We start from the raw sequence: 25095 nt of genomic DNA, 5'->3' as shown, positions 1-25095 counted from the left end.
ATTTTCAGAAGTTTTCGAAGAATTCTTCAACAACTTCAACCACTTGCGCTTCCGATCTCTCGTTAGCGGGAGGCGAATTCTACAGCGTTAATCGCTGCTGTCAACACCTCTTTTTCTCCGCTTTCGACCGAGAAGATCGAACCGTTAAAAGAGCTACACATCACTGCTCTCTCAACTCCTTCCAGGCTTCGATGATCTGAAGCAAGCCGCTGTCGAAAACCGCGCAACTCTTTGAATCTCAAGGAGTTTTCCGTTTCGACTGCGCCGGAAGTGGGGCGAATTATAGACCTCTGAAATCTGCCGTCAACCGTTAATTTCGCTTTTCTTTCAATAACTTGCGTATTGGTTAAAAAACATCCAATCAGATGAGAAAAGAGCTTCTTCTATATAGAAGAAGACTTAAAGGACGCCTTCCTCCTTTAACGCAGCCACCGCGCCGGCCCCCAGACCCAGCACCCGCTGCAGAACCTCTAATGTGTGCTCACCTAATAAAGGAGGCGCATGACGATATTCAACGGGCGTCTCCGACAATCGAATCGGGCTGGCCACCTGGGGCACCATCCCCGCCAATGCATGAGGCAGTTCGATCGCCAGACCGCGCGCCTTCACTTGTGGATCTTCAAACACCTGCGACAGATCATTGATCGGCCCACAAGGCACACCCGCATGCTCCAATTGAGCAACCCACTCGGCTGTCGTCTTGAAAACCGTCGCCTGGCGGATCAGTGGAATCAACACCGCGCGGTTCGCTACCCGCAGCTTGTTGGTCGCGAAGCGCGGATCATCCGCCCAGTGCGGCTGCCCGGCGACTTCGGCGAACTTGCGGAACTGCCCGTCATTGCCCACGGTGAGGATGAAGTCGCCATCCGCCGTAGGAAAGTCCTGATAAGGCACGATATTGGGATGGGCATTGCCCAGACGCTTTGGCGCATTGCCGGTGGTCAGGTAGTTCATCGCCTGGTTCGCCAGACATGCGACCTGTACATCCAGCAACGCCATATCAATGTGTTGGCCGCCACCGTCATGATCGCGATGCGCCAACGCCGCGAGAATCGCCACCGTCGAATATAGCCCGGTGAGAATATCCGTCAGCGCTACGCCCACTTTCACCGGGCCAGCACCTTCATCTCCTTCAGGTCGACCAGTCAGACTCATCAAGCCGCCGAGGCCCTGGATCATGAAGTCATACCCTGCACGCTTGGCGTAAGGACCGGTCTGACCGAAGCCGGTGATAGAGCAATAGATCAGATTCGGGTTGAGCGCCTTCAGCGACTCATAGTCCAGGCCATAGGCCGCCAGACCGCCCACCTTGAAATTCTCGATGAGGATGTCCGACTTCGCCGCCAGGTCGCGCACCAGCTTCTGCCCTTCAGGACGGGTGAAGTCGATGGTCACCGATTGCTTGTTGCGGTTGGCCGACAGGTAATAAGCCGCTTCCGACGTGTTCTCGCCGTAAGCGTCTTTGAGAAAGGGCGGACCCCACGCGCGAGTATCGTCACCATTGCCTGGCCGCTCGACCTTGATCACTTCGGCGCCAAGGTCGGCGAGGATTTGCCCAGCCCAAGGCCCGGCCAGTACTCGCGATAAATCCAGTACCCGCAGATGCGACAGTGCGCCCATGGTCCGCCCTCCTGTTAATAGAACGCTTGCAGACCGGTTTGCGCACGCCCGAGGATCAGCGCATGAACATCGTGGGTACCTTCATAAGTATTCACCACCTCCAGGTTGACCAGATGACGGGCCACGCCGAACTCATCGGAGATGCCATTTCCGCCGAGCATGTCGCGGGCCATCCGCGCGATATCCAGCGACTTGCCGCAGGAGTTGCGCTTCATGATCGAAGTGATTTCAACGGCGGCAGTGCCTTCATCCTTCATCCGACCCAAGCGCAGGCAGCCTTGCAGCGCCAGGGTGATCTCGGTCTGCATGTCGGCAAGTTTCTTCTGCACCAGTTGCGTCGCGGCCAACGGGCGACCGAACTGCTGACGGTCCAAAGTGTATTGGCGCGCGGTGTGCCAGCAGAACTCGGCGGCGCCCAGTGCGCCCCAGGAAATGCCGTAGCGTGCGGAGTTGAGGCAGGTGAACGGACCTTTCAGACCACGCACGTCCGGGAAGATGTTTTCTTCCGGCACGAAAACGTTGTCCATGACGATCTCGCCGGTGATGGAGGCGCGCAGGCCGACCTTGCCGTGAATCGCCGGAGCGCTCAGACCTTTCCAGCCTTTCTCCAGAACGAAGCCACGGATATCGCCGGCATCGTCCTTGGCCCAGACCACGAAGACGTCAGCGATCGGACTGTTGGTGATCCACATTTTCGCGCCGGTCAGGCTGTAGCCGCCATCGACCTTGCGAGCCCGGCTAATCATCGCGCCCGGATCGGAACCGTGGTTCGGTTCGGTCAGACCAAAGCAACCGATCCATTCGCCGGAAGCCAGCTTCGGCAGATACTTCTGTTTCTGTGCTTCGGTACCGAATTCGTTGATCGGCACCATCACCAGCGAGGACTGCACACTCATCATCGAGCGATAGCCAGAGTCGACGCGCTCGACCTCGCGGGCAATCAGGCCGTAACTGACATAGTTCAGACCGCTGCCACCGTACTGCTCAGGAATGGTCGCGCCGAGCAGGCCGACTTCGCCCATCTCGCGGAAGATCGCCGGATCGGTCTTCTCATGACGGAAAGCTTCAAGTACACGCGGCGCCAGGCTCTGTTGAGCGAACTGCGCGGCGGTGTCGCGGATCATCCGCTCCTCTTCGGTGAGCTGTTGATCCAGCAGCAGGGGATCGATCCAATTGAAGCTAGCTTTACCGCCCATGAGTGTGCCCTCGCAATCTGGTGAATTAACGTGGCATTGATCCTAGGCGCGGTTGGTCATCGGGGCAAACGAGGATTTCGCATCCTGTTGTGTTAATTTCTCACTCCGAAACGTCGCGAATTGCCTTTTATGCGGCGCATTAGTGAGGTTGCCGTACATGCGCAGGAAGATCCCCAGCACGGCCGCCCTGATCAGCTTCGAAGCTGCCGCCCGCCATGAGAGCTTTACCCGAGCCGCTGAAGAGCTGTCGCTCACCCAGGGCGCCATCTGCCGACAGATCGCCAGCCTTGAAGACTTCCTCAGCGTGGAACTGTTCCGACGCTCGCGACGTGGAGTGAAACTGACCGAGGCGGGTCTTTCCTACAGTCGTCGGGTGGCGACTCAGCTCGATGCGGTGGAGCGCGACACCCTTTCGGTGATGGGCCAGCAGGGTACCAACGTTATCGAGCTCGCCGTCGTCCCGACCTTCGGCACGCAATGGCTGCTGCCGCGACTCAAGGACTTTCAGCTCAAGCACCCGGAAGTGACCGTCAACCTGACCAACCGCACCCGGCCGTTCCTGTTTGCCGACACCGAATTCGATGCCGCGATTTACTTCGGCGACGCCGACTGGTCGGGTACCGAATCCCACAGATTGATGGGCGAGAATCCGATGCCGGTATGCAGCCCCGCCCTACTCGGCGATCGCAAGCAACTGACAGCGCAAGCCATCGCCGAGCTACCGCTGCTGCAGCAGACCACCCGACCTTACGCCTGGCGCCAATGGTTCAACTCGCAGCAACTGAATATCCCTCGCGACATGACAGGCCCACGCTACGAGCTATTCTCCATGCTTGCCCAGGCAGCCATGCACGACATGGGCGTCGCGCTGATTCCGCCGTTTCTGATCCAGCGCGAGCTGGCAGAGAAACGGCTGGTGGTTGCCAACCCTCAAGCGCTCTCCAGCATCAAGGCCTATTACCTGATGATTCCCGAGCGAAAGGTCGAATCGGCATCGCTGAAGGCATTTCGCGACTGGCTGGTAAATCAAGCGCAAAGCTACAGCCTAGAAGAATAAAGGCTTTGCGTAATACTTAACCCCGTAGTCAGAAAAAACAAAGCCCTACAGATATAACTATTTGTCGCTTTTGCGCAGACTGTATCCGAAAGTCGTACAGACGTCCCACAAGCTGCCAAACACGTGGCTTTGAGCCTCTAATGGCGACTCATTACTGCCTATTCACGCCACCGATGCGAATTTTTTTCAAATTCAGCCAGAATCCATGCAGGGCACGGCCTGCAAGGGGTTCAACTGGCCATCTGCGACATTCGGTCACGGCATGACTTGTAGTTAATTTTCCGTCACCCGTCATAATCCCTTGAAGGGCATAAAGTTCGCCTGCAAAATGCCGCGCCCCGCCCTGATTCGGCGGGATCGTGCTGATCGGCCGCCCCAGTCGCACCATCCGTAGTGCATGGGTTTACTCAATAAGATCACGCAGGAGATTTGACGTGCACATTGGTGTTCCCCTCGAAACCCAGACCGGTGAAACACGGGTTGCTGCAACCCCGGAAACCATCAAGAAGCTGATCAGCCAAGGCCATAAGGTCACTGTGCAAAGTGGCGCTGGCGTCAAAGCCAGTGTCGTCGACAGTGCCTATGAAGCGGCCGGCGCAAGCATTGGCAGCGCCAATGACGCGTTTGGCGCCGAGCTGATTCTCAAAGTGGTCGCGCCAAGCGATGCCGAACTGACGCTGATCAAGCGCGGTACGGTGCTGGTGGGCATGCTCAACCCGTTCAACAACGAGACCATCGCGAAGATGGCCGAATGCGGCATTACCGCGTTCGCCCTCGAAGCGGCGCCGCGCACCTCGCGGGCGCAGAGTCTTGATGTGTTGTCGTCGCAGGCGAACATCGCCGGCTACAAAGCGGTGTTGCTGGCCGCTCACTATTACCCACGCTTCATGCCGATGCTGATGACTGCTGCGGGCACCGTGAAAGCGGCGCGGGTGCTGATTCTTGGCGCAGGCGTGGCCGGGTTGCAGGCGATTGCCACGGCGAAACGCCTGGGTGCGGTGATCGAGGCGTCCGACGTGCGCCCAGCGGTGAAGGAACAGATTGAATCCCTCGGCGCGAAGTTCGTCGACGTGCCCTACGAGACCGATGAAGAGCGCGAATGCGCCGTCGGTGTCGGCGGTTACGCGCGGCCGATGCCGGCGAGCTGGATGCAGCGCCAGGCTCAGGCGGTGCATGAGCGCGCCAAGCAGGCCGATATCGTCATCACCACTGCGCTGATTCCGGGCCGTAAGGCGCCGACGCTGCTCAGCGCCGAGACCGTGGCACAGATGAAGCCGGGCTCGGTGGTTATCGACCTCGCCGCCGCTCAGGGTGGCAATTGCCCGCTGACCGTGGCCGATCAGGTCGTTGTGGAAAACGGTGTGACCATCGTTGGCCCGACCAACCTCGCCGGTGAAGTCGCTGCCGATGCTTCGGCGCTGTACGCACGCAACCTGCTGGACTTCCTCAAGCTGGTATTCACCAAGGAAGGCCAGTTCGACGTCAACCTCGAAGACGACATCGTCGCCGCGTGCCTGATGTGCCGCGACGGCCAAGTCATCCGCAAAAACGCCTAAGCAGGGATTCAGACGATGGAAGAGCTTATCTCCCCCGGTATCTACAACCTGATCATCTTCGTGCTGGCGATTTATGTCGGTTACCACGTGGTCTGGAACGTTACACCTGCGCTGCACACGCCGTTGATGGCGGTGACCAACGCCATTTCCGCGATCGTGATCGTCGGCGCCATGCTCGCCGCTGCGCTGACCGTCACGCCGCTGGGCAAGACCATGGGCACGCTGGCTGTGGCACTGGCGGCGGTCAATGTGTTTGGTGGCTTCCTGGTCACCCGCCGCATGCTTGAGATGTTCAAGAAGAAAGCCCCGAAAGCAAAAGAAGAGGCGCCGAAGTAATGAGCATGAATCTCGTCACGACGCTCTACCTGATCGCGTCGATCTGCTTTATCCAGGCCCTCAAAGGCCTGTCACACCCGACCACTTCGCGGCGCGGCAACCTGTTCGGCATGCTCGGCATGGCGCTGGCAATCATCACCACGGTCGGCCTCATCTATAAGTTGGGCGCTGAACTGGCCACGGCTGGCATCGGTTATGTGATCGTTGGCTTGCTGGTCGGCGGTACCGCCGGTTCGATCATGGCCAAGCGCGTTGAAATGACCAAGATGCCGGAACTGGTAGCGTTCATGCACAGCATGATCGGCCTCGCGGCGGTGTTCATTGCCATTGCGGCGGTGGTCGAGCCGCAGTCGTTGGGTATCGTTAAACAGCTGGGCGATGCGATCCCGGCGGGCAACCGCCTGGAGCTGTTCCTCGGCGCTGCGATCGGTGCAATCACCTTCTCGGGTTCGGTAATCGCCTTCGGCAAGCTCTCGGGCAAATACAAGTTCCGCCTGTTCCAGGGCGCACCGGTACAGTTTGCCGGTCAGCACAAACTCAATGCGGTCCTGGGTCTGGCTACGCTGGTTCTCGGTCTGACCTTCATGTTCACAGGCAACCTTACGGCGTTCGCGCTGATGCTGGCGCTGGCGTTCGTGATGGGCGTGCTGATCATCATCCCGATCGGCGGCGCCGACATGCCGGTGGTGGTGTCGATGCTCAACAGCTATTCCGGCTGGGCGGCGGCGGGCATCGGTTTCTCGCTGAACAACTCGATGCTGATCATTGCCGGCTCGCTGGTGGGTTCGAGCGGTGCGATCCTCTCGTACATCATGTGCAAGGCGATGAACCGCTCCTTCTTTAATGTACTGCTCGGCGGTTTCGGCAATACGGCAGACGCAGGTCCTGCCGGTGCGCAGGAAGCACGCCCGGTGAAATCCGGCTCGGCTGATGACGCAACCTTCCTGCTGACCAACGCCGACACCGTGATCATCGTCCCGGGTTACGGCCTGGCAGTGGCCCGTGCCCAACACGCACTGAAGGAGCTGACCGAGAAGCTGACCCATCGGGGCGTGACCGTGAAGTACGCGATTCACCCGGTGGCCGGTCGCATGCCTGGGCACATGAACGTCCTGCTCGCCGAGGCCGAAGTGCCTTACGACCAGGTGTTCGAGATGGAAGACATCAACTCCGAGTTCGGTCAGGCCGACGTGGTGCTGGTGCTCGGCGCGAACGACGTGGTCAACCCGGCCGCGAAGAACGATCCGAAGTCGCCGATTGCCGGCATGCCGATTCTCGAAGCGTTCAAGGCCAAGACCATCATCGTCAACAAGCGCTCGATGGCCAGCGGCTACGCCGGCCTGGACAACGAACTGTTCTATCTGGACAAGACCATGATGGTCTTCGGCGATGCGAAGAAAGTCATCGAAGACATGGTCAAAGCGGTCGAGTAATTCACCGCTGCAATAGCGAACGCCCCGACTTGTCGGGGCGTTTTTGTTTGCGCCAGAAGCTGGACAATTTGCCGCGTTGTTGCAGATCCGGTAACGGTGTTTTACTGCAAACCCGCGAAATAGAGGCCTCGTTTGCGACCTTGGTAGCGGGACAGGCGCCGGCCAAATTCACTAGACTGCGCATCCTGCTACTCGTTGCCCGAGATAATAATCCATGTACCGTGACCGTATTCGCCTGCCTTCGTTGTTGGACAAAGTGATGAGCGCTGCCGACGCCGCTGCTCTGATTGAGGACGGCATGACCGTCGGCATGAGCGGTTTCACCCGCGCCGGCGAAGCCAAGGCCGTTCCCCATGCACTGGCCGAGCGCGCCAAGGTCACACCGCTGAAGATCAGCCTGATGACCGGCGCCAGCCTGGGCAACGACCTCGACAAGCAATTGACCGAGGCCGGCGTGCTGTCGCGGCGCATGCCGTTTCAGGTCGACAGCACGTTGCGCAAGGCCATCAACGCCGGCGAAGTGATGTTCATTGACCAGCATCTCTCGGAAACCGTAGAGCAACTGCGCAACCAACAGTTGAAGCTGCCGGACATCGCCGTCATCGAGGCAGTCGCCATCACTGAACAAGGCCATATCGTGCCGACCACTTCGGTGGGCAACTCGGCCAGCTTCGCGATCTTCGCCAAACAAGTGATCGTCGAGATCAACCTGGCCCACAACGCCAATCTCGAAGGCCTGCACGACATTTATATCCCGACGTACCGCCCGACGCGCACGCCAATCCCGCTGGTGAAAGTCGACGATCGCATCGGCAGCACGGCGATCCCGATTCCACCGGAGAAGATCGTCGCGATTGTCATCACTCAGCAGTCGGACTCGCCGTCCACAGTGTCGGTACCGGACGTTGATACCAACGCTATCGCCGAACACCTGATCACCTTCTTCAAGCAGGAAGTTGCGGCCGGCCGCATGACGAATAAGCTCGGCCCGCTGCAAGCCGGAATTGGCAACATCGCCAACGCGGTGATGTGCGGCTTGATCGACTCGCCGTTCGAAGACCTGACCATGTATTCGGAAGTGCTCCAGGATTCGACTTTCGACCTGATCGATGCCGGCAAGCTGAGCTTCGCCTCGGGCAGTTCGATCACCCTGTCCGAGCGCCGCAACAGCGACGTGTTCGGCAACCTGGAGAAGTACAAGGACAAACTGATTCTGCGGCCGCAGGAGATCTCCAATCACCCGGAAGTGGTGCGCCGTCTGGGCATCATCGGCATCAACACCGCGCTGGAGTTCGACATCTACGGCAACGTCAACTCCACCCATGTCTGCGGCACGCGGATGATGAACGGCATCGGCGGCTCCGGCGACTTCGCGCGCAACGCGCATCTGGCGGTGTTCGTGACCAAATCGATCGCCAAGGGTGGCGCGATTTCCAGCGTGGTGCCGATGGTCAGCCACGTCGACCACACGGAGCATGATGTCGACATTCTGGTGACCGAGGTCGGGTTGGCCGATTTACGCGGCCTGGCGCCACGGGAGCGTGCGCGGGTGATCATCGACAACTGTGTGCACCCGGACTTCCGCCAGGCACTGAATGATTACTTCACCGCTGCCTGTGCAATTGGCGGGCACACCCCGCATATTCTGCGCGAAGCCTTGAGCTGGCATATGAATCTGGAAGAAACCGGGCGCATGCTGGCGGTGTGATTCACACAGATATACATCGACGCAAACACAGTTTTGCGTCGATGGATCTCCGCTAGTAGCAGAATCGTCGAAAACTGTACTGCTGTACCGGTGCTTTCCTACAGCAAAGTCCTACTCAATAGCTTAATTCCAGTCAAAATGCACCAATCTAGTGCGGACAGGTACAGTTTGCCCAATTTCGACCCGTACACCATCCGTAAACAGTTAACTGCTAGCTCACAATACAAATGAACTGTATCTACAGAGACTAGGCAAACGAGAGGATCATGGGCACCAGTCAAACCACTACCTGATCCCGCCACAAGCGGAAGGATGTCAACCATGGAACGTACACTCAGTTCCGAACTGTTCTTCGAAGACAAAGCTGTAAACACCCAGGCTTCCCTGCCTCTGCGCGTTATTGCCAACCTGATGTTGTGGCAGCGCCGCATCTCCAGCCGCCATCAACTGGCTCGTCTGGACTCGCGCCTGCTGGCCGACGCCGGTATCAGCGAAGCACAACGCTACGAAGAGCTGAGCAAGCCGTTCTGGCGCTAAGCAGCGTCGCTGGCTCTGGTCGTCAGACCCACCGCCAGCAACCCGAATTGCACAAGCAGAACCCGTCGTGGGCAACCACGACGGGTTCTGTCGTTTCAGGGGCCTTGAATGCTCTAAAACGCATATATGAACGAGTACAGGTACAATTTACGAAATACTCGAATATACCGGTACAGTTATCCAGAACCTTTGAAGTATCACTGGCCACCACTGGGCGAACCGCATCTGGCAGCCTAATATCCATGCAGAACGTGGCGAACGTTGCGCAACAGGCGTCTGACTCCTCAGATACCGAGCCACCTCTCACTACGGTTTATCCAAAGGAGTTCCATCATGACCCGTCTTCGCCTGCTCAGTGCCGCCGCCCTGCTGGCCGTGACTGCCAACGCCAGCGCTACCAGCTTCATCGTCACCACCGACTCGATCGTCGGCGCGCTGAAAGCCTCTTCCGACGCCACTTCAGATGTGACCTCCTCGTTCCGTGACGACAAGATCGTCCTCGCCGCCCGCGACGATGCCGCCAGCTTCGTGGCCAGCCAAGGCGATATCCGTGGGGTGAAACTGGAAAGTGCGCTCGATCACATCCGCCATCAGGCGCCACAACTCAATGCCACCGATGCCCAATTGGCTCAGGCCATTCTGACCCTCTGATCGATTGCCACAATGCGGGACACGCCAGCCGTGTCCCGATGTTTCAACGCTGGCTCTGGCCCGGGCATTTGCGCTAGCCTTCAGGCTCGTTAACAGTTGTCGAGTCCCATGCGCTTTCTTCCAAATCTGCTCATCTCTTCTGCTTTGTTCACCGCCTGCTGGGCGATGTCTGCCAACGCCTTCGACGCTTTCAATGCTTCGACCCAAGGCACGGTTGTCAGCGGTTACGCCACCAGCATGGTGTCTTCTGCGCCGTTCGACCGTAAACTGCTGCTCGCCGCCCATGATGACGCGGCCGCCTTCGTTGCCAGTAACGGTGAATGGCGAGGCGCACGGCTGGAATCCGCGCTGCATTACCTGCGCAAAACCCGGCCAAAACTTCATGCCAGCGACCTTGAACTGGCAGAGGCAATTCTCGTCCAATAGTTATCCTTGTCCTTCCGGAGTCGTTCCATGCGTAGCCCGCTGATTGCTGCCGCCCTTGGCCTGTTTGTGTTGGCCGATGTGGCCCAGGCGCACACCCTGGTAGCCACCAGTAACATCATCGTTCGTGCCTCCCAGCGCACCATCGATTTCACCTCCGATACCACCACCTCGATCCGCGACTCGAAAATCATCCGCGAAGCTCACGACGACGCCGCCAGTTTCGTCGCCAGCAACGGCGACATCCGTGGCGCGCACCTCGAAGCTGCTCTCAACACCTTGCGTAATCGTGTGCCGGAAGCGCGCGACGCCAGTGATCAGGTACTCGCCGAAGCCATCCTCGCACTGTGAGGTCCGTTGGCGCCTGGCTGCTGGCCGGGGTGTTGTTGCTGCTTGGCAACAGTGCTCACGCCGGCCTGCAATTGCGGCTCAAGACCGAGGGTCTGAGCCCGGCTCAACAACAGGCCAGTCAGGCGCTGATCGATGAGGCCATGGCGAAACTGCCGCCGAGCTTCATCGAGCGGCTGGATCGGCGCATCGACGTCGGCTGGACCGACGACATGCCTGCCAACGCTTATGGACAAGCGACGCTGGTGTCCGAGCTTGATCTGAATCGCAAGCTGCTCGCTGGCCTCACCGATGGCAGCGCGGCCAAAGCAAAAACCAATCGCCCCCACGGCACTGTGCGGCAGGAACTGCTGGCCACGGTGCTGCACGAAATCACCCACATCTACGACCGCGCGCGTTTATGGCCGAGCGCCGAGCGCACGTTGATCCAGCGCTGCACCCGGCGTTTCAACAGCGCCGGGCTGATTGGCATTCCCGATGAGTGTCGCGGGCAGAACGGTCGCCGCTTCACCATCAGCGACGATCCGCGCCTGCTCGATCTGGCCGGTTGGCAGCAATACGTCGGCCGCCGTGGCGAGCGCGAACAACACAACCGCCAGATCGCCCGCAGCCCGGACCTTTACGAAGTCTCCAGCCCCAAGGAATTCGTCGCGGTCAACATGGAGTACTTCCTCCTCGACCCGAGCTACGCCTGCCGCCGCCCGGCGCTGTATCGCTACTACAAGGAACATTTCGGCTGGGCGCCGCCAGCGCAGGACACCTGCAGCAAGAGCTTCGCCTTTCTCAATGCGGGCAATGACTTCGCCAAGCAGCCTCTGGGGCAAGTCGATCCGGAACGGGTCTACGCGGTCGATTACCTGCTGGCCGAGGCCAATCAGAACTGGGTCAGCCGCTGGGGTCACAGCATGCTGCGCCTGGTGATCTGCGCCCCCGGTCGCCCGCGTGGCCCGGATTGCCGCCTCGACCTCGACCAGCACCTGGTGCTGTCCTATCGCGCCTTCGTTGGCGATGTACAGCTGTCGAGCTGGGACGGACTGGTCGGCAAATACCCGTCGCGGCTGTTCGTGTTGCCGCTGGCGCAAGTGATCGACGAATACACCAAGACCGAGCTGCGCAGTCTCGCTTCGGTGCCGCTGAAGCTGTCTCGCGAGGAAATCGAAGGCGTGGTCGAACATGCTGCCGAGATGCACTGGAGCTACGACGGCAACTACTTCTTCCTGTCCAACAACTGCGCGGTGGAAGGCTTGAAACTGTTGCGCAGCGGCAGCAATAACAGCCAACTGGTCGGCCTTGATAGCATCATGCCCAACGGCTTGCTCGAAGTGCTCAAGGGCCGTGGTCTGGCCGACACCAGTGTGCTCGACGATCCGAAAGAAGCGCTGCGCCTGGGTTACCGCTTCGACTCGTTCCGCGATCGCTATCAAGCGATGTTCGATGTATTGAAGAAGCAGCTGCCGATCAAGCAGACCACTGTCGAAGACTGGCTGTCACTCAGCGCTGAACAACGCCGCGAATGGTTCGACCGCGCCGACCTGCGCACCAGTGCCGCGCTGTTGCTGCTCGAGCAAGCCAGTTTCCGCCGACAGTTGTTGCTGGCTCAGGACGAGGTCAAGCAACGCTACCTCGGCGCCCGCGAGCTGGAAAACGGCGGCATGGACAAGGCCAACGCAACCTTGCAGGAGATTCTCGCCAACAGTGGCTTCCTCAGCCGTCCGGCGGAACTGCTCGACTCCAAAGGTTACGGACTGCCCCAGCCGAGCGAGTTTGGCCGACTGGAAGCGGAAAGCAGCCAGCGGCAGAAGAAGCTGCTGGCGCTGTCCGGCGACCTTGATACCGAAGTGCGCAAGCTGCTCGAACCCAAGCGCGCCGCCGAAATTGCCGCCAGCGAAGCCAACGTCAAGCAGATTGGCGAACACCTGCGCAAACTGCACAAGGCCTCGGGCGGACTGCAATTACCCTGAGCACAAAAAAAGGCTTCAGAACGCCTGTTCTGAAGCCTTTTTGTTTTCCCCTGCGGTCTTAGACGCGAGCCTTGCGCACACCTTGTGACAGCGCCGAACACAGACTCAACACGCCATCGATGGCCTGCTCAGGCGTATCGGCACTGGCGATGTGATCGATCAGCGCCGACCCCACCACCACACCGTCAGCCAGACGCGCGATGGCCGCAGCCTGCTCCGGCGTACGGATGCCGAAACCGATGCTGATCGGCAGGTCGGTATGCCGACGCAGACGAGCAACCGCCTCTTCCACATGCTCCAGAGTCGCGGCACCGGCACCGGTGACACCGGCCACCGACACGTAATAGACAAAACCGGAACTGCCGTTGAGCACACGCGGCAGACGTGCGTCGTCGGTGGTCGGCGTGGTCAGGCGAATGAAATCCAGCCCGGCAGCCTGCGCCGGGTCGCACAGCTCTTCGTTGTGCTCTGGTGGCATATCAACCACGATCAGGCCGTCAACGCCAGCATCCTTGGCTTCGGCGATGAAACGCTCGACGCCGAATTTGTGGATCGGATTGAAGTAACCCATCAACACCAGCGGCGTGTCGCTGTTGCCTTCACGGAATTCGCGAACCATTTGCAGGGTTTTCGCCAGATTCTGTTTGGCGCCCAGGGCGCGAATGTTGGCCAACTGGATCGCCGGGCCATCGGCCATCGGATCGGTGAACGGCATGCCCAGCTCGATCACATCGGCACCTGCGGCAGGCAGGCCTTTGAGGATTGCCAGCGAAGTGTCGTAGTCAGGATCCCCGGCAGTGACAAAGGTCACCAGCGCCGCGCGGTTCTGTTGCTTGAGGTCGGCAAAGCGGGTTTGCAGGCGGCTCATCAGTGTTTCTCCTGCTGCGACTGTTGCATATGGTGCATCACGGTTTGCATGTCCTTGTCGCCGCGGCCCGAGAGGTTGACCACCATCAGGTGATCCTTCGGCAGCTGCGGTGCGCGTTTGAATACTTCGGCCAAGGCGTGGGCGCTTTCCAGCGCAGGGATAATTCCTTCCAGACGGCAGCATTTGTGGAACGCTTCAAGGGCTTCGTCGTCGGTTACCGAGGTGTACTGGACGCGGCCGATGTCATGCAACCAGGCGTGTTCAGGGCCGATGCCCGGATAGTCGAGGCCGGCGGAAATCGAGTGGGCGTCGATGATCTGACCATCGTCGTCCTGTAGCAGGAAGGTGCGGTTGCCGTGCAGCACGCCCGGCACGCCGCCGTTCAGGCTGGCCGCGTGCTTGCCGGTTTCGATGCCATAACCCGCTGCTTCGACACCGATGATCTCAACGCTCTTGTCATCGAGGAACGGGTGGAACAGGCCCATGGCGTTGGACCCGCCACCGATGCACGCCACCAGACTGTCCGGCAGACGACCTTCCTGAGCCTGCAACTGATCGCGGGTTTCCTTGCCGATGACCGCCTGGAAGTCGCGAACCATTGCTGGATAAGGGTGCGGGCCGGCCACGGTGCCGATCAGGTAGAAGGTGTTGTCGACGTTGGTCACCCAGTCACGCAGAGCCTCGTTCATCGCATCTTTGAGTGTGCCTGTACCGGCGACTACCGGGATCACTTCAGCACCGAGCAGCTTCATGCGGAAGACGTTGGCCTGCTGACGTTCGATGTCGGTGGTGCCCATGTAGATCACGCAGTCCAGCCCGAAACGCGCAGCGACGGTGGCAGTAGCCACGCCGTGCATGCCGGCGCCGGTTTCGGCGATGATGCGCTTCTTGCCCATGCGCCGCGCCAGAAGAATCTGGCCGATGCAGTTGTTGATCTTGTGCGCGCCGGTGTGGTTCAGCTCTTCACGCTTGAGGTAGATCTTCGCGCCACCGCAGAACTCGGTCAGGCGTTCGGCGAAATACAGCGGGCTCGGACGTCCGACGTAGTCACGCTGGAAGTAGGCCAATTCTTCCTTGAAGGCCGGATCTTCCTTGGCCGCTTCGTATTCGCGGGCCAGGTCGAGGATCAACGGCATCAGGGTTTCCGCTACATAACGGCCACCGAACGCACCGAACAGGCCGTTGGCGTCAGGGCCGTTACGCAGATCAGAGGTGTTCGAAGTCTGGGTCATGGGTCGCTCCAGGTGAATTCGGTGAGAAGACAATGACGACCACTCTACCCCTGACTTTCCAGGCTGAAAACCGATAAGATCGCCATAACCTGTCAGGAAAACTCACAGATACCATGAGCCACGACCTTCCCCCGCTGAATGCCTTGCGCGCCTTCGAGGCCACCGCCCGTCTGAACAGCGTCAGTCAGGCTGCCGAACAGCTGCACGTGACCCATGGTGCTGTCAGCCGCCAGCTCAAGGTGCTTGAAGAACAGCTCGGCGTGAGCCTGTTCGTCAAGGAAGGGCGCGGCTTGAAACTCACAGATGCCGGCGTGCGTCTGCGCGATGCCAGCGCTGAGGCGTTCGATCGGTTGCGCAGTGTTTGCGCCGAACTTACGCAAAGCACAGCGGATGCGCCGTTCGTGCTGGGTTGTTCGGGGAGCCTGCTGGCGCGCTGGTTTATTCCGCGCCTGGGGCGGCTGAATGCCGATTTGCCGGATCTGCGTCTGCACCTGTCGGCCGGTGAAGGCGATCTCGATCCCCGGCGCCCGGGCCTCGATGCGCTGTTGCTGTTCGCCGAACCACCGTGGCCGGCCGATATGCAGGTCTATGAACTGGCGGCGGAACGCATCGGCCCGGTGATGAGCCCGTTGTTCAGCGGTTATCAGAACCTGCACGACGCTCCTGCCGCAAAATTGCTCGACCAGCCCTTGCTGCACACCACCTCTCGCCCACAAGCCTGGCCCAGCTGGGCGCAGCAAAACCACCTCGATCCCAAGATGTTGAAGCTCGGGCAAGGTTTTGAGCATTTGTATTATTTGCTGGAGGCAGCGGTAGCCGGGCTTGGCGTAGCGATCGCGCCGGAGCCGCTGGTGACCGAAGATCTGAAGGCGGGTCGCCTGGTTGCGCCGTGGGGTTTCTGCGAAACCCCGGCGCAACTGGCGTTGTGGCTACCCAAGCGCGCCGCGGACGGGCGCGCCAGGCAACTGGCGCAGTGGCTTAAAAACGAGCTACGCCAGAACGATCACTCGCCGCGCTTGAACAAAAAGTAGGCAGCGAGCAGACCGATTGCACCGACAGCCACGCCGGCTGTGGTCCATGGGTGTTCCTGCGCGTAGTCACGAGTGGCAATGCCGGTCTCGCGGGTTTTCACTTTGACTTCTTCGTACGCGTCGCTGAGCAGATGACGGGAATGTTTCAGCGCACTTTCGGCATTGCTTTTCAGCGCCTTGAGGGTCTTGCGCGACTCGTCCGAAGCATCGTCTTTCAAGCTTTCCAACGATTTGAGCAGACTCTCGATCTCGGCTTCCATGCTTTGCAACGAGGCTTTACGTAAAGAGGTGTTGGCCATGGTGGCTCTCCTGCATTGGTGATGAGTGGCGTGTGTTGGTTGGGACTTCAGCATGTCGAGAAAGTGCAGAAATTCTGAACTTCGGCAGCGCAACGGCGCCGAAATCATCAGTGCAATTGCCTGCTAGGCTCAATTTCACACGCCATTCCAACCCAAGGAGAACGCCATGAGTGACCATCACACCTACAAGAAAGTCGAGCTGGTCGGCTCGTCCACTAACAGCATCGAAGACGCCATCAACAATGCACTGGCCGAGGCCAACAAAACCCTGCGCAATCTGGAATGGTTTGAAGTGACCGAAACCCGTGGCCACATCGAAAACGGCCAGGTGGCGCACTTTCAGGTCACGCTGAAAGTCGGCTTCAAGATTGCCGCCAGCTGAGTTTGAGCTAGTCTTCTGAACTTGCGCGCTGGCCGAGTGCCATAGGGAATGGCAAAGCGCTACAAGGTGAGCGCATCGGGTGGATGACTCGATGCCCGCCTCTTTCAATCCGACCAGGGAGTGCGACCGATGAAGAAGTTCATGTTGGCAGTAGGTTTGTTGAGCCTTGCGGGTGGTGCGTTTGCAGCCGGCAAGCCCTGTGAAGAGCTGAAAAGCGAAATCGCCGCGAAGCTCGACGCCAAAGGCGTTTCCGGTTATTCGCTGGAGGTTGTCGACAAAGGTGCGGCGGCTGACGCCAAAGTGGTTGGCACCTGCGAAGGCGGCAGCAAGGAAATCGTCTACAAACGCGGTTGATTGCGCCTGAAGTAAAAAAGCCGACGTGGATGCGTCGGCTTTTTTGTGGACGATGATTTTCCGGGTAGGAGCTGCGGCACGCTGCGATCTCTTGATCTTGATTTCAAATCAAGATCAAGAGATCGCAGCCTCGTTTTACTCGACAGCTCCTACAAGGGTTCGCGTTATCCCTTCATGACTTGCGCAAGCAGTTCGTAGGAATGGATGCGATCGGCATGTTCGTAAAGATCACTGGTGAAAATCAGCTCGTCCGCCTGGGTCTGCTCGATCAGCACCTCAAGCTTGGCGCGGATCTTCTGCGGGCCGCCGACCATGGCGAGGCCGAGGAAATCGCCCACCGCTTCACGTTCATGGGGCAGCCACAGACCGTCCATGGTTTTCACCGGCGGACGCTGCACCAGGCTCTGGCCACGCATCAACGCAAGAATGCGCTGGTACACCGACGTCGCCAGATAATCGGCTTGCTCATCGGTATCGGCCGCCACCAGCGGCACGCCGAGCATTACGTACGGCTTGTCCAGCACGGCAGAAGGCTTGAAGTGGTTGCGATAGATGCGGATCGCCTCGTGCATGAAGCGCGGCGCGAAGTGCGAGGCGAAGGCGTAAGGCAAGCCGCGCTCACCCGCCAATTGCGCGCTGAACAGACTTGAGCCGAGCAGCCAGATCGGCACGTTGGTGCCGGTGCCGGGCATGGCGATCACCCGTTGCTCCGGGGTGCGCGGGCCGAGGTAGCGCATCAGTTCGGCGACGTCTTCAGGGAAGTCGTCAGCGCTGCCCGAGCGCTCACGGCGCAAGGCGCGGGCGGTCATCTGGTCAGAGCCGGGGGCGCGGCCCAGGCCTAGGTCGATGCGTCCCGGGTACAGGCTCTCAAGGGTGCCGAACTGCTCGGCAATCACCAGCGGCGCATGGTTGGGCAGCATCACCCCGCCGGAACCGACGCGGATCGTCGACGTGCCCCCGGCCAGATAGCCGAGCAACACCGACGTCGCGGAACTGGCGATGCCGTCCATGTTGTGGTGTTCGGCGACCCAGAAGCGCGTGTAGCCGAATTTCTCGGCATGCTGCGCCAGGTCCAGCGAGTTGCGCAGCGATTGCGCCGCGCTGCCGTTTTCGCGCACCGGCACCAGGTCGAGAGTGGAAAATTTTACGTCGGACAGTTTTTTCATGAACCTGCATCTCCGGGTGGGGAGGCAGGTTTTTCTTGCGAGCGAAAACCTGCCAAATCCATAAGCGTGTTTTATGGAATGAGGGCATATACCCGAGATTCAATAGCAGCGACGAAATTTCCTACTAAAAAAGTCAACGATTCAGCCAGGCTGAACTTTGTTCCGCCGTCTATCCTCAGAAGCCTTGCTAGTAAAAACCGCGACGGCGCGGCGTTCCGCGCCACATTTGAGGAGGCAGACATGGCTATCGTGAAAAAGGCATCGGCGCATTGGGAAGGCGATCTGAAAACCGGTCTCGGCTCGATCTCCACCGAAACCGGCGTACTGCGCGAAGCACCTTACGGCTTCAAGGCGCGCTTCGAAGGCGGCAAGGGTACCAACCCGGAAGAGCTGATCGGCGCGGCCCACGCCGGCTGCTTCTCCATGGCGTTTTCGATGATTCTCGGTGATGCGGGCCTGAAGGCAGACAGCATCGACACCAACGCCGAAGTCACCCTCGATCAGGTTGACGGCGGCTTCGCGATCACTGCGGTGAAGCTGATTCTCAAGGCGAAGATCCCGGGCGCAACTCAGCAGCAGTTTGAAGAGTTGAGCAACAAGGCCAAGGAAGGGTGCCCGGTTTCCAAGGTGCTGAATGCGAAGATCACTCTCGAGGCTTCGCTGGTCAGCTGATTGGGCGTTTGCCGGGCTGACGCCTTCGCGAGCAGGCTTGCTCCCACAGGGGATTTGTGCACGTCGCAGATCCAGTGTGGGAGCGAGCCTGCTCGCGAAGGCAGTCTCGAAACCTGCTCAGCGGCTGGCAATTAATACAAGGTGTGAGCAAAGTCAGAACCCGCTCCGCAGAATTGTGGTCGAATAATCGACAGCAGCTTCAGCGCACACCCGTGCGCGCTGCCTCAAGGAGCTTCATCGATGAAACGTATTGGCTTGGCGATCCTTTGCAGTGCACTGGCCACGTCCGCAATCGCAGCCCCGAAGAACTGCGAAGAGCTCAGAAAGGAAATCGAAACAAATATTCAGGCGAAGGCGATCCCCTCGTACACCCTGGAAATCATCACGGCGGAAGAGGCGAAGCAGCACGACTCGGCCATGATCGTCGGTTCTTGCGAGAACGGCACCAAACGGATCATTTACCAGAAAAACGACAGCTGAAGCGCTAGATGATGCAGTGGAACTCGCGGTCTTCAGCAACGATTTCGCGCTTGGCATTGTACAAACGCGCGCTCGGCGTGAATGCCAGCGAGCGGCCTTCCAGCAGATAACGCTGGCCGGCCTCGAAGTGGTCGTAGCGAATGGTCAGGTAGCATAAGCGCTCCACCGGGCCGGTGAGCAGACTGCCACCGCCGCCAAACACTTCGAAGTCGAAACGTACCCGCAGCTCATGGCTACCGGGAGTCACCTGGAAAAAGCGCCCGTCGTTCAAGCGCTGGTTGTCGAGACGCTCGGCCATCAGCAACTTGCCCCCGGGGCTTGGCGTAGAGAAGTCGACCCAGGCCATGTGCGGGTCAACCGGTGGCAATGGCGTCTGGCAACCGGCGACCAGACCGACAACGAGCAACAGCAGCAAGGTACGCATGATGGATATCCGCAGATTCGAATAGCCAGCATAGCGCCGATCAACTGCTCTGGCAGCCCGCCGGTGTGCCCTGGCCGACGACCTTGCGCTGTTCATCATAAAGCTTGGCCCACGGCCGGAAGCCGATGCTGCCCGCCTGCAACTGATAGCGCTGGCCGGCGTTGAAATCCTTGAATTTCACGCTCATCTGGCAATCGCGCCACAGCGGTTCGGCATTCGGGCCGATATTGGTGGCCTCGACCGGGAATTGATAGCGCACCTTCAGCTCATGGCTGCCGGGCTGCACTTCGAAATAACGTTTGTCGATGGCCTGGGTGGCATCGACTTGTACGGCTTGCAGCGCCGTGTCGTGTTGGCGGGCGTCGAGATCGATCCAGGCTTGCGAGGGGTCGGGGTCGGGCATTCCGAATCCGGCACAACCGGCCAGCGTCAGCAGGCCTCCTGTCAGCATCAACATGCGCATAGCGGTGCTCCTTGAGGCGGGATAGTCTTGGGGCGGACTTTCCGGGGAATTTCTTATTTTGATCAGGCCGTTTACCAGCCTTGGGTTACTTGATCGCGTTTTTCCGATTTTGTTTCCGGGTGTGTTGTTTTTGTTGCTCAACGGTTGCACCAGCGTCAGCTACTACAGCCAGTTGGCCAGCGGCCAACTGCAATTGCTGCGCGCACGGGAGCCGGTGGAGAAAGTCATTGCCGACCCGAATCGCGACGCCAGATTGCGCACGCATCTGGCTCAATCACAAAAGGCCCGCACGTTCGCCAGCGAGCATCTGCACCTGCCGGACAACCAAAGCTATCGTCTCTACGCCGACATCGGCCGGCCGTTCGTGGTGTGGAACGTGTTCGCCACCGCAGCGTTTTCCCTCACCCCGCAGAATCACTGCTTCCCGATTGCCGGCTGCGTGGCCTATCGCGGCTACTACAGCCAGAGCGCCGCCCGTGGCGAAGCGGCGCTTCAACGTCTGCAGGGCATGGACGTGTCGATCGGCGGGGTCGAGGCGTACTCGACGCTTGGCTGGTTCAATGACCCGATCCTCAATTCGATGATGGGCTGGGGCGACGAACGACTGGCCACGCTGATCTTTCATGAACTGGCGCACCAGAAGTTCTATGTGAAGGACGACACCGAGTTCAACGAGTCATTCGCCACCTTCGTCGAGCAGGAAGGCACGCGGCAGTGGCGCGCATCTCGGGGCCTGCCGGCGGAGTCGGATGCCAGGCTCAAGCAGCGTGACCAGTTCATCGGTCTGGTACTCGACACGCGCTCACGACTGGAGAAGCTCTATGCGCAGCCGCTGTCCGCCGAGCAGATGCGAGAGCGCAAAGCGGCGGAATTCGAGCGCTTGCGCCGGGAGTATCGGCTAATGCGCGACACTCAGTGGGCCGGGGACAAACGCTATGACGCCTGGGTCAATGCGCCGCTGAACAACGCGCGGTTGTTGCCGTTCGGGCTGTATGACCAGTGGGTGCCGGCGTTTGCGGCGGTGTTCAGGCAGATGGATGGGGATTGGCTGAGGTTTTATGCCGAGGTCGAGCGGTTGGGACGGTTGCCGGTTGATGAGCGTAAGGCGGCGCTGGAAGCGCTGGCCCAGTCCTAAGGAACTCGGAGGCATAACGGCCCTTTCGCGAGCAGGCTCGCTCCCACAGAGGCAGCGAGATCCAATGTGGGAGCGAGCCTGCTCGCGAAGGCTATTTCATCAGCGCTGCAAAAACGCCTGATGCAACTCGTCCAAGGTTTCAAAGTGATAAGCCGGCGCCTCGGCATTCAACTCTTCAAAACTGCCAAACCCATAGCCCACCGCCGCTGCATCGAGACCATTGCTGCGCGCGCCGATCAGGTCGTGCTTGCGATCGCCGATCATCAGGGTCTGTGCCGGGTCCAGGCGTTCTTCCTCAAGCAAGTGCGCAATCAGCTCAACTTTGTTGGTTCGCGTGCCGTCCAGCTCGCTGCCGTAGATCACCTTGAAGTGGCGGGCGAAGTCGAAGTGCCGGGCGATCTCTCGGGCGAACACCCACGGCTTGGAGGTGGCGATGTACAACCGCCGCCCCTGCCCGCTCAAGGTTTCCAGCAACGGCGTCACCCCGTCGAATACTCGGTTTTCGTAGAGGCCGGTAACCTTGAAGCGCTCGCGATAGAAATTTACTGCTTCCCAGGCCCTGGCCTCGTCGAAGTCGTAGAACTGCATGAACGCTTGCAGCAGCGGCGGGCCGATGAAGTGTTCCAGTTTGCTCAGGTCCGGTTCGTCGATGCCGAGATTGGCCAGAGCAAATTGAATTGAGCGGGTAATGCCCTCACGCGGGTCGGTCAGGGTGCCATCGAGGTCGAACAGTACGGTCTGGTAATGCATGGAAATTCCCGAGCAGGTGTAGGGCGATTCAGAGCTGGTCGTAGCCTTCGGCCAGATGCAGGTCCTTGAGCTTGACGTAGTTCGCCGCGCTGTACGTAAAGAAGGCGTTTTCCTTGTCGGTCAGCGGGCGCACTTGCTTGACCGGGCTGCCGACATACAGGAAGCCGCTCTGCAGGCGCTTGCCCGGCGGCACCAGGCTGCCGGCGCCGATGATCACATCGTCTTCCACCACGGCACCGTCCATGACGATGCTGCCCATGCCGATCAACACGCGGCTGCCAACGGTGCAGCCGTGCAGCATGACCTTGTGGGCGATGGTCACGTCATCGCCGATCAGCAAGGGAAAACCGTCCGGGTTGAACGGCCCGGCGTGGGTAATGTGCAACACACAGCCATCCTGCACGCTGGTGCGCGCACCGATGCGGATGCGGTGCATGTCGCCACGGATCACCGTCAGCGGCCAGACCGAGCTGTCTGCGCCAATTTCGACGTCGCCGATCACCACCGCCGAACCGTCGACGAATGCGCCGTTGCTCAGGCGGGGGGTGTGATTCTGGTATTTGCGAAGGGACACGATTAGTTCTCTCTCTGTCGCCGATAGCTGCGGTGAGTGTCGATTGTAATTAAGATGGGCGCATGTTTCTTCCAGCCAAGGTGCCAACCGTGAGCGTGAACAACCCTCTTTTGCAGTCCTACGACCTGCCGCCGTTCTCCACGATCCGTGCCGAACACGTCCTGCCCGCCATCGAAACCATTCTCGCGGACAACCGCGCCGCCATCGCCGAAATCCTCAAGACCCAGGGCAAGAACCCGACCTGGGCCGGTCTGGTGCTGGCGATGGACGAACTCAACGATCGTCTCGGTGCGGCGTGGAGCCCGGTCAGCCATCTTAACGCCGTGTGCAACAGTGCCGAACTGCGTGAAGCCTACGAGTCGTGCCTGCCGGCCCTGAGCGCCTACTCCACCGAAATGGGCCAGAACCGCGAACTGTTCCAGGCGTATGAAGCGTTGGCCAACAGTCCGGAAGCTGCCAGTTTCGACGTCGCGCAAAAGACCATTCTGGAACACGCCCTGCGCGATTTCCGTCTGTCGGGTATCGATCTGCCGGAAGCCGAGCAGAAACGTTACGCCGAAGTGCAGAGCAAGCTGTCCGAGCTCGGCAGCCGCTTCTCCAATCAATTGCTCGACGCCACTCAGGCGTGGACCAAGCACATCACCGACGAAGCCGCCCTCGCCGGCCTGACCGATTCGGCCAAGGCGCAAATGGCTGCCGCCGCCCAGGCCAAGGGCCTCGAAGGCTGGCTGATCACTCTGGAATTCCCGAGCTATTACGCGGTGATGACTTACGCGCAAGACCGCGCGCTGCGTGAAGAAGTCTACGCCGCCTACTGCACCCGCGCCTCGGACCAAGGCCCGAATGCTGGCCAGAACGACAACGGCCCGGTGATGGAAGAGATCCTCGACCTGCGTCAGGAACTGGCCCGACTGCTGGGCTTCGCCAGTTTCGCCGAACTGAGTCTGGCGACGAAAATGGCCGAATCCAGCGATCAGGTGCTGAGCTTCCTGCGCGATCTGGCCCAACGCAGCAAGCCGTTCGCCGCTCAGGATCTGCAACAGCTGCGCGCTTACGCCGCCGAACAGGGCTGCGCCGATCTGCAAAGCTGGGACAGCGGTTTCTACGGCGAAAAACTCCGCGAGCAGCGTTACAGCGTCGCTCAGGAAACCCTGCGCGCCTACTTCCCGATCGATAAAGTCCTCAGCGGCCTGTTCGCCATCGTCCAGCGTTTGTACGGCATCGAGATCGCCGAGCAGAAAGGCTTCGACACCTGGCACCCGGACGTACGCCTGTTCGAGATCAAGGAAAACGGCCAGCACGTCGGCCGCTTCTTCTTCGACCTGTATGCCCGCGCCAACAAGCGTGGCGGCGCCTGGATGGACGGCGCCCGCGACCGTCGCCGCACCGTCGATGGTGTATTGCAGAGCCCGGTGGCCAATCTGGTGTGCAACTTCACCCCGGCCGACAGCGGCAAGCCTGCGCTGCTGACCCACGATGAAGTGACCACTTTGTTCCACGAGTTCGGCCATGGCCTGCATCACCTGCTGACCCGCGTCGAGCACGCTGGCGTATCCGGCATCAATGGCGTGGCCTGGGACGCGGTCGAGCTGCCAAGCCAGTTCATGGAAAACTGGTGCTGGGAGCCGGAAGGCCTGGCGCTGATTTCCGGCCACTACGAGACCGGCGAGCCACTGCCGCAGGACCTGCTGGAAAAAATGCTCGCGGCGAAGAACTTCCAGTCCGGCCTGATGATGGTGCGTCAGCTGGAGTTTTCGCTGTTCGACTTCGAACTGCACGCCACCCACGGCGATGGCCGCAGCGTGGCGCAGGTACTCGAGGGCGTGCGTGACGAGGTGTCGGTGATGCGTCCCCCGGCCTATAACCGCTTTCCCAACAGCTTTGCGCACATCTTCGCCGGCGGCTACGCGGCGGGTTACTACAGCTACAAGTGGGCTGAAGTGCTGTCCGCCGACGCCTTCTCGAAATTCGAGGAAGACGGCGTGCTCAACGCCGACACCGGTCGGGCGTTCCGCGAGGCGATTCTGGCGCGCGGCGGCTCGCAGGCGCCGATGGTGCTGTTCGTCGACTTCCGTGGCCGTGAGCCATCGATCGACGCGCTGTTGCGCCACAGCGGTCTGAGTGAGGACGCGGCAGCATGAGCGAAGGCCCTGTGATCACCAAGAAGCGCTTTATCGCCGGGGCGGTCTGCCCGGCGTGCAGCGAGCCGGACAAGTTGATGATGTGGAACGAGGATGGCGTGCCGCACCGCGAATGCGTGGCCTGTGGCTACTCCGACACCCTCAACGAGCAGGGCCTGTCGGTGCCCAAAGAGCTGGGCACGCGGGTCAATACCAGCGCGCTGAAACCTGCCGCCGACAAGAAGGTCCAGGCGGTGCAATTCTTCCCCAATCCGAAGTTGAAGAAAAAGCCTGACGAACAACAATGACAGCTACCGCC

Annotated in this window: 28 protein-coding genes; 18 read left to right on the top strand and 10 right to left on the bottom strand. The window is 60.0% G+C overall.

All coding sequences use genetic code 11. From position 1 onward, the window contains the following. Positions 1–399 precede the first annotated feature (399 nt). Both ND528_RS08530 and ND528_RS08525 read right to left on the bottom strand, forming a co-directional pair. On the bottom strand, positions 400–1620 hold the full coding sequence (locus ND528_RS08530) for a CaiB/BaiF CoA transferase family protein (RefSeq protein ID WP_263470089.1): 1221 nt from the start codon (positions 1618–1620) through the stop codon (positions 400–402). Positions 1621–1634: 14 nt separating this feature from the next. Further along, entirely contained in the window at positions 1635–2816 is a 1182-nt protein-coding gene (locus tag ND528_RS08525; protein WP_024015035.1) for an acyl-CoA dehydrogenase, read from the bottom strand. Positions 2817–2973: 157 nt separating this feature from the next. Here ND528_RS08525 and ND528_RS08520 point away from each other — a divergent pair, with 157 nt between their 5' ends. From ND528_RS08520 to ND528_RS08475, 10 genes are all read left to right on the top strand, one after another. Next, positions 2974–3873, top strand: coding sequence for a LysR family transcriptional regulator (locus tag ND528_RS08520; RefSeq protein WP_207807654.1), 900 nt, complete (start codon positions 2974–2976; stop codon positions 3871–3873). Positions 3874–4307: 434 nt separating this feature from the next. Further along, a complete protein-coding gene (locus tag ND528_RS08515) occupies positions 4308–5429 on the top strand; it encodes a Re/Si-specific NAD(P)(+) transhydrogenase subunit alpha (protein ID WP_110644714.1) in 1122 nt (373 codons plus the stop codon). A 15-nt stretch (positions 5430–5444) separates the two neighbouring features. Then, positions 5445–5765, top strand: coding sequence for an NAD(P) transhydrogenase subunit alpha (locus ND528_RS08510; RefSeq protein WP_003220416.1), 321 nt, complete (start codon positions 5445–5447; stop codon positions 5763–5765). Beyond that, positions 5765–7198, top strand: coding sequence for an NAD(P)(+) transhydrogenase (Re/Si-specific) subunit beta (locus tag ND528_RS08505; protein ID WP_016772296.1), 1434 nt, complete (start codon positions 5765–5767; stop codon positions 7196–7198). Before ND528_RS08510 ends, ND528_RS08505 begins: the two co-directional genes overlap by 1 nt. Before the next feature lie 214 nt (positions 7199–7412). Next, a complete protein-coding gene (locus ND528_RS08500; RefSeq protein WP_137214593.1) occupies positions 7413–8906 on the top strand; it encodes an acetyl-CoA hydrolase/transferase family protein in 1494 nt (497 codons plus the stop codon). Between the two features lie 321 nt (positions 8907–9227). Continuing rightward, positions 9228–9443, top strand: coding sequence for a DUF1127 domain-containing protein (locus ND528_RS08495; protein WP_007911656.1), 216 nt, complete (start codon positions 9228–9230; stop codon positions 9441–9443). Between the two features lie 333 nt (positions 9444–9776). Next, positions 9777–10094: a DUF2388 domain-containing protein gene (locus ND528_RS08490; RefSeq protein WP_263470088.1), complete on the top strand. Its 318-nt coding sequence runs from the start codon at positions 9777–9779 to the stop codon at positions 10092–10094. A 108-nt stretch (positions 10095–10202) separates the two neighbouring features. After that, positions 10203–10520 (top strand): DUF2388 domain-containing protein, encoded by a 318-nt coding sequence (locus ND528_RS08485; RefSeq protein ID WP_137214589.1) that lies wholly within the window; start codon positions 10203–10205, stop codon positions 10518–10520. Between the two features lie 27 nt (positions 10521–10547). Continuing rightward, on the top strand, positions 10548–10868 hold the full coding sequence (locus ND528_RS08480; protein WP_137214587.1) for a DUF2388 domain-containing protein: 321 nt from the start codon (positions 10548–10550) through the stop codon (positions 10866–10868). Then, positions 10865–12826, top strand: a complete 1962-nt coding sequence (locus ND528_RS08475; protein WP_263470087.1) for a DUF4105 domain-containing protein — start codon at positions 10865–10867, stop codon at positions 12824–12826. The genes ND528_RS08480 and ND528_RS08475 overlap by 4 nt, the downstream gene beginning before the upstream one ends. A gap of 58 nt (positions 12827–12884) precedes the next feature. Here ND528_RS08475 and trpA read toward each other — a convergent pair whose 3' ends face one another. Both trpA and trpB read right to left on the bottom strand, forming a co-directional pair. Next, positions 12885–13694: a tryptophan synthase subunit alpha gene (trpA, locus tag ND528_RS08470; protein WP_016772301.1), complete on the bottom strand. Its 810-nt coding sequence runs from the start codon at positions 13692–13694 to the stop codon at positions 12885–12887. Further along, a complete protein-coding gene (trpB, locus tag ND528_RS08465) occupies positions 13694–14926 on the bottom strand; it encodes a tryptophan synthase subunit beta (RefSeq protein ID WP_130910987.1) in 1233 nt (410 codons plus the stop codon). The genes trpA and trpB overlap by 1 nt, the downstream gene beginning before the upstream one ends. Positions 14927–15039: 113 nt before the next feature. Here trpB and ND528_RS08460 point away from each other — a divergent pair, with 113 nt between their 5' ends. After that, the gene (locus ND528_RS08460; protein WP_137214582.1) at positions 15040–15957 is read left to right on the top strand and encodes a LysR family transcriptional regulator; all 918 of its coding nucleotides are present in this window, start codon (positions 15040–15042) and stop codon (positions 15955–15957) included. Here ND528_RS08460 and ND528_RS08455 read toward each other — a convergent pair. Then, a complete protein-coding gene (locus ND528_RS08455; RefSeq protein ID WP_039757078.1) occupies positions 15930–16256 on the bottom strand; it encodes a DUF883 family protein in 327 nt (108 codons plus the stop codon). The genes ND528_RS08460 and ND528_RS08455 overlap by 28 nt on opposite strands. A gap of 166 nt (positions 16257–16422) precedes the next feature. Here ND528_RS08455 and ND528_RS08450 point away from each other — a divergent pair, with 166 nt between their 5' ends. Together ND528_RS08450 and ND528_RS08445 are read left to right on the top strand one after the other, a co-directional pair. Further along, positions 16423–16638, top strand: a complete 216-nt coding sequence (locus ND528_RS08450) for a dodecin (protein WP_130910985.1) — start codon at positions 16423–16425, stop codon at positions 16636–16638. Between the two features lie 129 nt (positions 16639–16767). Continuing rightward, positions 16768–16992: a DUF1161 domain-containing protein gene (locus ND528_RS08445; protein WP_090288022.1), complete on the top strand. Its 225-nt coding sequence runs from the start codon at positions 16768–16770 to the stop codon at positions 16990–16992. A gap of 164 nt (positions 16993–17156) precedes the next feature. On the opposite strand, the gene ND528_RS08440 is transcribed toward ND528_RS08445, so the two are convergent. Next, positions 17157–18158 (bottom strand): LLM class flavin-dependent oxidoreductase, encoded by a 1002-nt coding sequence (locus ND528_RS08440; RefSeq protein WP_041476454.1) that lies wholly within the window; start codon positions 18156–18158, stop codon positions 17157–17159. 240 nt (positions 18159–18398) lie between these two features. Between ND528_RS08440 and ND528_RS08435 the strand changes: the two genes are divergently transcribed. Together ND528_RS08435 and ND528_RS08430 are read left to right on the top strand one after the other, a co-directional pair. After that, entirely contained in the window at positions 18399–18830 is a 432-nt protein-coding gene (locus ND528_RS08435) for an OsmC family protein (RefSeq protein ID WP_016772308.1), read from the top strand. 240 nt (positions 18831–19070) lie between these two features. Then, a complete protein-coding gene (locus ND528_RS08430; protein ID WP_263470086.1) occupies positions 19071–19310 on the top strand; it encodes a DUF1161 domain-containing protein in 240 nt (79 codons plus the stop codon). Between the two features lie 4 nt (positions 19311–19314). Here ND528_RS08430 and ND528_RS08425 read toward each other — a convergent pair whose 3' ends face one another. Beyond that, complete coding sequence (locus ND528_RS08425) at positions 19315–19734, bottom strand: PA0061/PA0062 family lipoprotein (protein WP_125917046.1); 420 nt, start codon at positions 19732–19734, stop codon at positions 19315–19317. A 40-nt stretch (positions 19735–19774) separates the two neighbouring features. After that, a complete protein-coding gene (locus ND528_RS08420; protein ID WP_125917044.1) occupies positions 19775–20197 on the bottom strand; it encodes a PA0061/PA0062 family lipoprotein in 423 nt (140 codons plus the stop codon). Between the two features lie 58 nt (positions 20198–20255). Between ND528_RS08420 and ND528_RS08415 the strand changes: the two genes are divergently transcribed. Further along, positions 20256–21332, top strand: a complete 1077-nt coding sequence (locus ND528_RS08415) for an aminopeptidase (protein ID WP_263470085.1) — start codon at positions 20256–20258, stop codon at positions 21330–21332. A 99-nt stretch (positions 21333–21431) separates the two neighbouring features. On the opposite strand, the gene ND528_RS08410 is transcribed toward ND528_RS08415, so the two are convergent. Together ND528_RS08410 and ND528_RS08405 are read right to left on the bottom strand one after the other, a co-directional pair. Further along, the gene (locus ND528_RS08410) at positions 21432–22082 is read right to left on the bottom strand and encodes an HAD family hydrolase (RefSeq protein ID WP_263470084.1); all 651 of its coding nucleotides are present in this window, start codon (positions 22080–22082) and stop codon (positions 21432–21434) included. Between the two features lie 28 nt (positions 22083–22110). Continuing rightward, positions 22111–22656: a gamma carbonic anhydrase family protein gene (locus ND528_RS08405; RefSeq protein WP_016772314.1), complete on the bottom strand. Its 546-nt coding sequence runs from the start codon at positions 22654–22656 to the stop codon at positions 22111–22113. A gap of 89 nt (positions 22657–22745) precedes the next feature. On the opposite strand from ND528_RS08405, the gene prlC reads away from it, so the two are divergent. Together prlC and ND528_RS08395 are read left to right on the top strand one after the other, a co-directional pair. Then, on the top strand, positions 22746–24797 hold the full coding sequence (gene prlC / locus ND528_RS08400; protein WP_263470083.1) for an oligopeptidase A: 2052 nt from the start codon (positions 22746–22748) through the stop codon (positions 24795–24797). Then, positions 24794–25084 carry a YheV family putative zinc ribbon protein gene (locus ND528_RS08395; RefSeq protein ID WP_137214575.1) on the top strand — a complete coding sequence of 97 codons (291 nt, stop codon included), beginning with the start codon at positions 24794–24796 and terminating at the stop codon, positions 25082–25084. Before prlC ends, ND528_RS08395 begins: the two co-directional genes overlap by 4 nt. Positions 25085–25095 lie beyond the last annotated feature (11 nt).

It is taken from the genome of Pseudomonas mercuritolerans (assembly GCF_025706525.1).
GTDB classification, from domain to species: domain Bacteria; phylum Pseudomonadota; class Gammaproteobacteria; order Pseudomonadales; family Pseudomonadaceae; genus Aquipseudomonas; species Aquipseudomonas mercuritolerans.
This window is presented reverse-complemented; position numbering and strand designations above follow the sequence as displayed.

Bases quoted from the DNA above. Each gene is read 5' to 3' on its own strand.
- ND528_RS08505 (WP_016772296.1), top strand. From the start codon at position 5,765: ATGAGCATGAATCTCGTCACGACGCTCTACCTGATCGCGTCGATCTGC.
- trpA (WP_016772301.1), bottom strand. From the start codon at position 13,694: ATGAGCCGCCTGCAAACCCGCTTTGCCGACCTCAAGCAACAGAACCGC.
- ND528_RS08440 (WP_041476454.1), bottom strand. From the start codon at position 18,158: ATGAAAAAACTGTCCGACGTAAAATTTTCCACTCTCGACCTGGTGCCG.
- ND528_RS08510 (WP_003220416.1), top strand. From the start codon at position 5,445: ATGGAAGAGCTTATCTCCCCCGGTATCTACAACCTGATCATCTTCGTG.
- ND528_RS08490 (WP_263470088.1), top strand. From the start codon at position 9,777: ATGACCCGTCTTCGCCTGCTCAGTGCCGCCGCCCTGCTGGCCGTGACT.
- ND528_RS08530 (WP_263470089.1), bottom strand. From the start codon at position 1,620: ATGGGCGCACTGTCGCATCTGCGGGTACTGGATTTATCGCGAGTACTG.
- ND528_RS08395 (WP_137214575.1), top strand. From the start codon at position 24,794: ATGAGCGAAGGCCCTGTGATCACCAAGAAGCGCTTTATCGCCGGGGCG.
- trpB (WP_130910987.1), bottom strand. From the start codon at position 14,926: ATGACCCAGACTTCGAACACCTCTGATCTGCGTAACGGCCCTGACGCC.
- ND528_RS08495 (WP_007911656.1), top strand. From the start codon at position 9,228: ATGGAACGTACACTCAGTTCCGAACTGTTCTTCGAAGACAAAGCTGTA.
- ND528_RS08435 (WP_016772308.1), top strand. From the start codon at position 18,399: ATGGCTATCGTGAAAAAGGCATCGGCGCATTGGGAAGGCGATCTGAAA.
- ND528_RS08480 (WP_137214587.1), top strand. From the start codon at position 10,548: ATGCGTAGCCCGCTGATTGCTGCCGCCCTTGGCCTGTTTGTGTTGGCC.
- ND528_RS08430 (WP_263470086.1), top strand. From the start codon at position 19,071: ATGAAACGTATTGGCTTGGCGATCCTTTGCAGTGCACTGGCCACGTCC.
- ND528_RS08500 (WP_137214593.1), top strand. From the start codon at position 7,413: ATGTACCGTGACCGTATTCGCCTGCCTTCGTTGTTGGACAAAGTGATG.
- ND528_RS08525 (WP_024015035.1), bottom strand. From the start codon at position 2,816: ATGGGCGGTAAAGCTAGCTTCAATTGGATCGATCCCCTGCTGCTGGAT.
- ND528_RS08520 (WP_207807654.1), top strand. From the start codon at position 2,974: ATGCGCAGGAAGATCCCCAGCACGGCCGCCCTGATCAGCTTCGAAGCT.
- ND528_RS08485 (WP_137214589.1), top strand. From the start codon at position 10,203: ATGCGCTTTCTTCCAAATCTGCTCATCTCTTCTGCTTTGTTCACCGCC.
- ND528_RS08455 (WP_039757078.1), bottom strand. From the start codon at position 16,256: ATGGCCAACACCTCTTTACGTAAAGCCTCGTTGCAAAGCATGGAAGCC.
- ND528_RS08425 (WP_125917046.1), bottom strand. From the start codon at position 19,734: ATGCGTACCTTGCTGCTGTTGCTCGTTGTCGGTCTGGTCGCCGGTTGC.
- ND528_RS08410 (WP_263470084.1), bottom strand. From the start codon at position 22,082: ATGCATTACCAGACCGTACTGTTCGACCTCGATGGCACCCTGACCGAC.
- ND528_RS08450 (WP_130910985.1), top strand. From the start codon at position 16,423: ATGAGTGACCATCACACCTACAAGAAAGTCGAGCTGGTCGGCTCGTCC.
- ND528_RS08420 (WP_125917044.1), bottom strand. From the start codon at position 20,197: ATGCGCATGTTGATGCTGACAGGAGGCCTGCTGACGCTGGCCGGTTGT.
- ND528_RS08460 (WP_137214582.1), top strand. From the start codon at position 15,040: ATGAGCCACGACCTTCCCCCGCTGAATGCCTTGCGCGCCTTCGAGGCC.
- ND528_RS08445 (WP_090288022.1), top strand. From the start codon at position 16,768: ATGAAGAAGTTCATGTTGGCAGTAGGTTTGTTGAGCCTTGCGGGTGGT.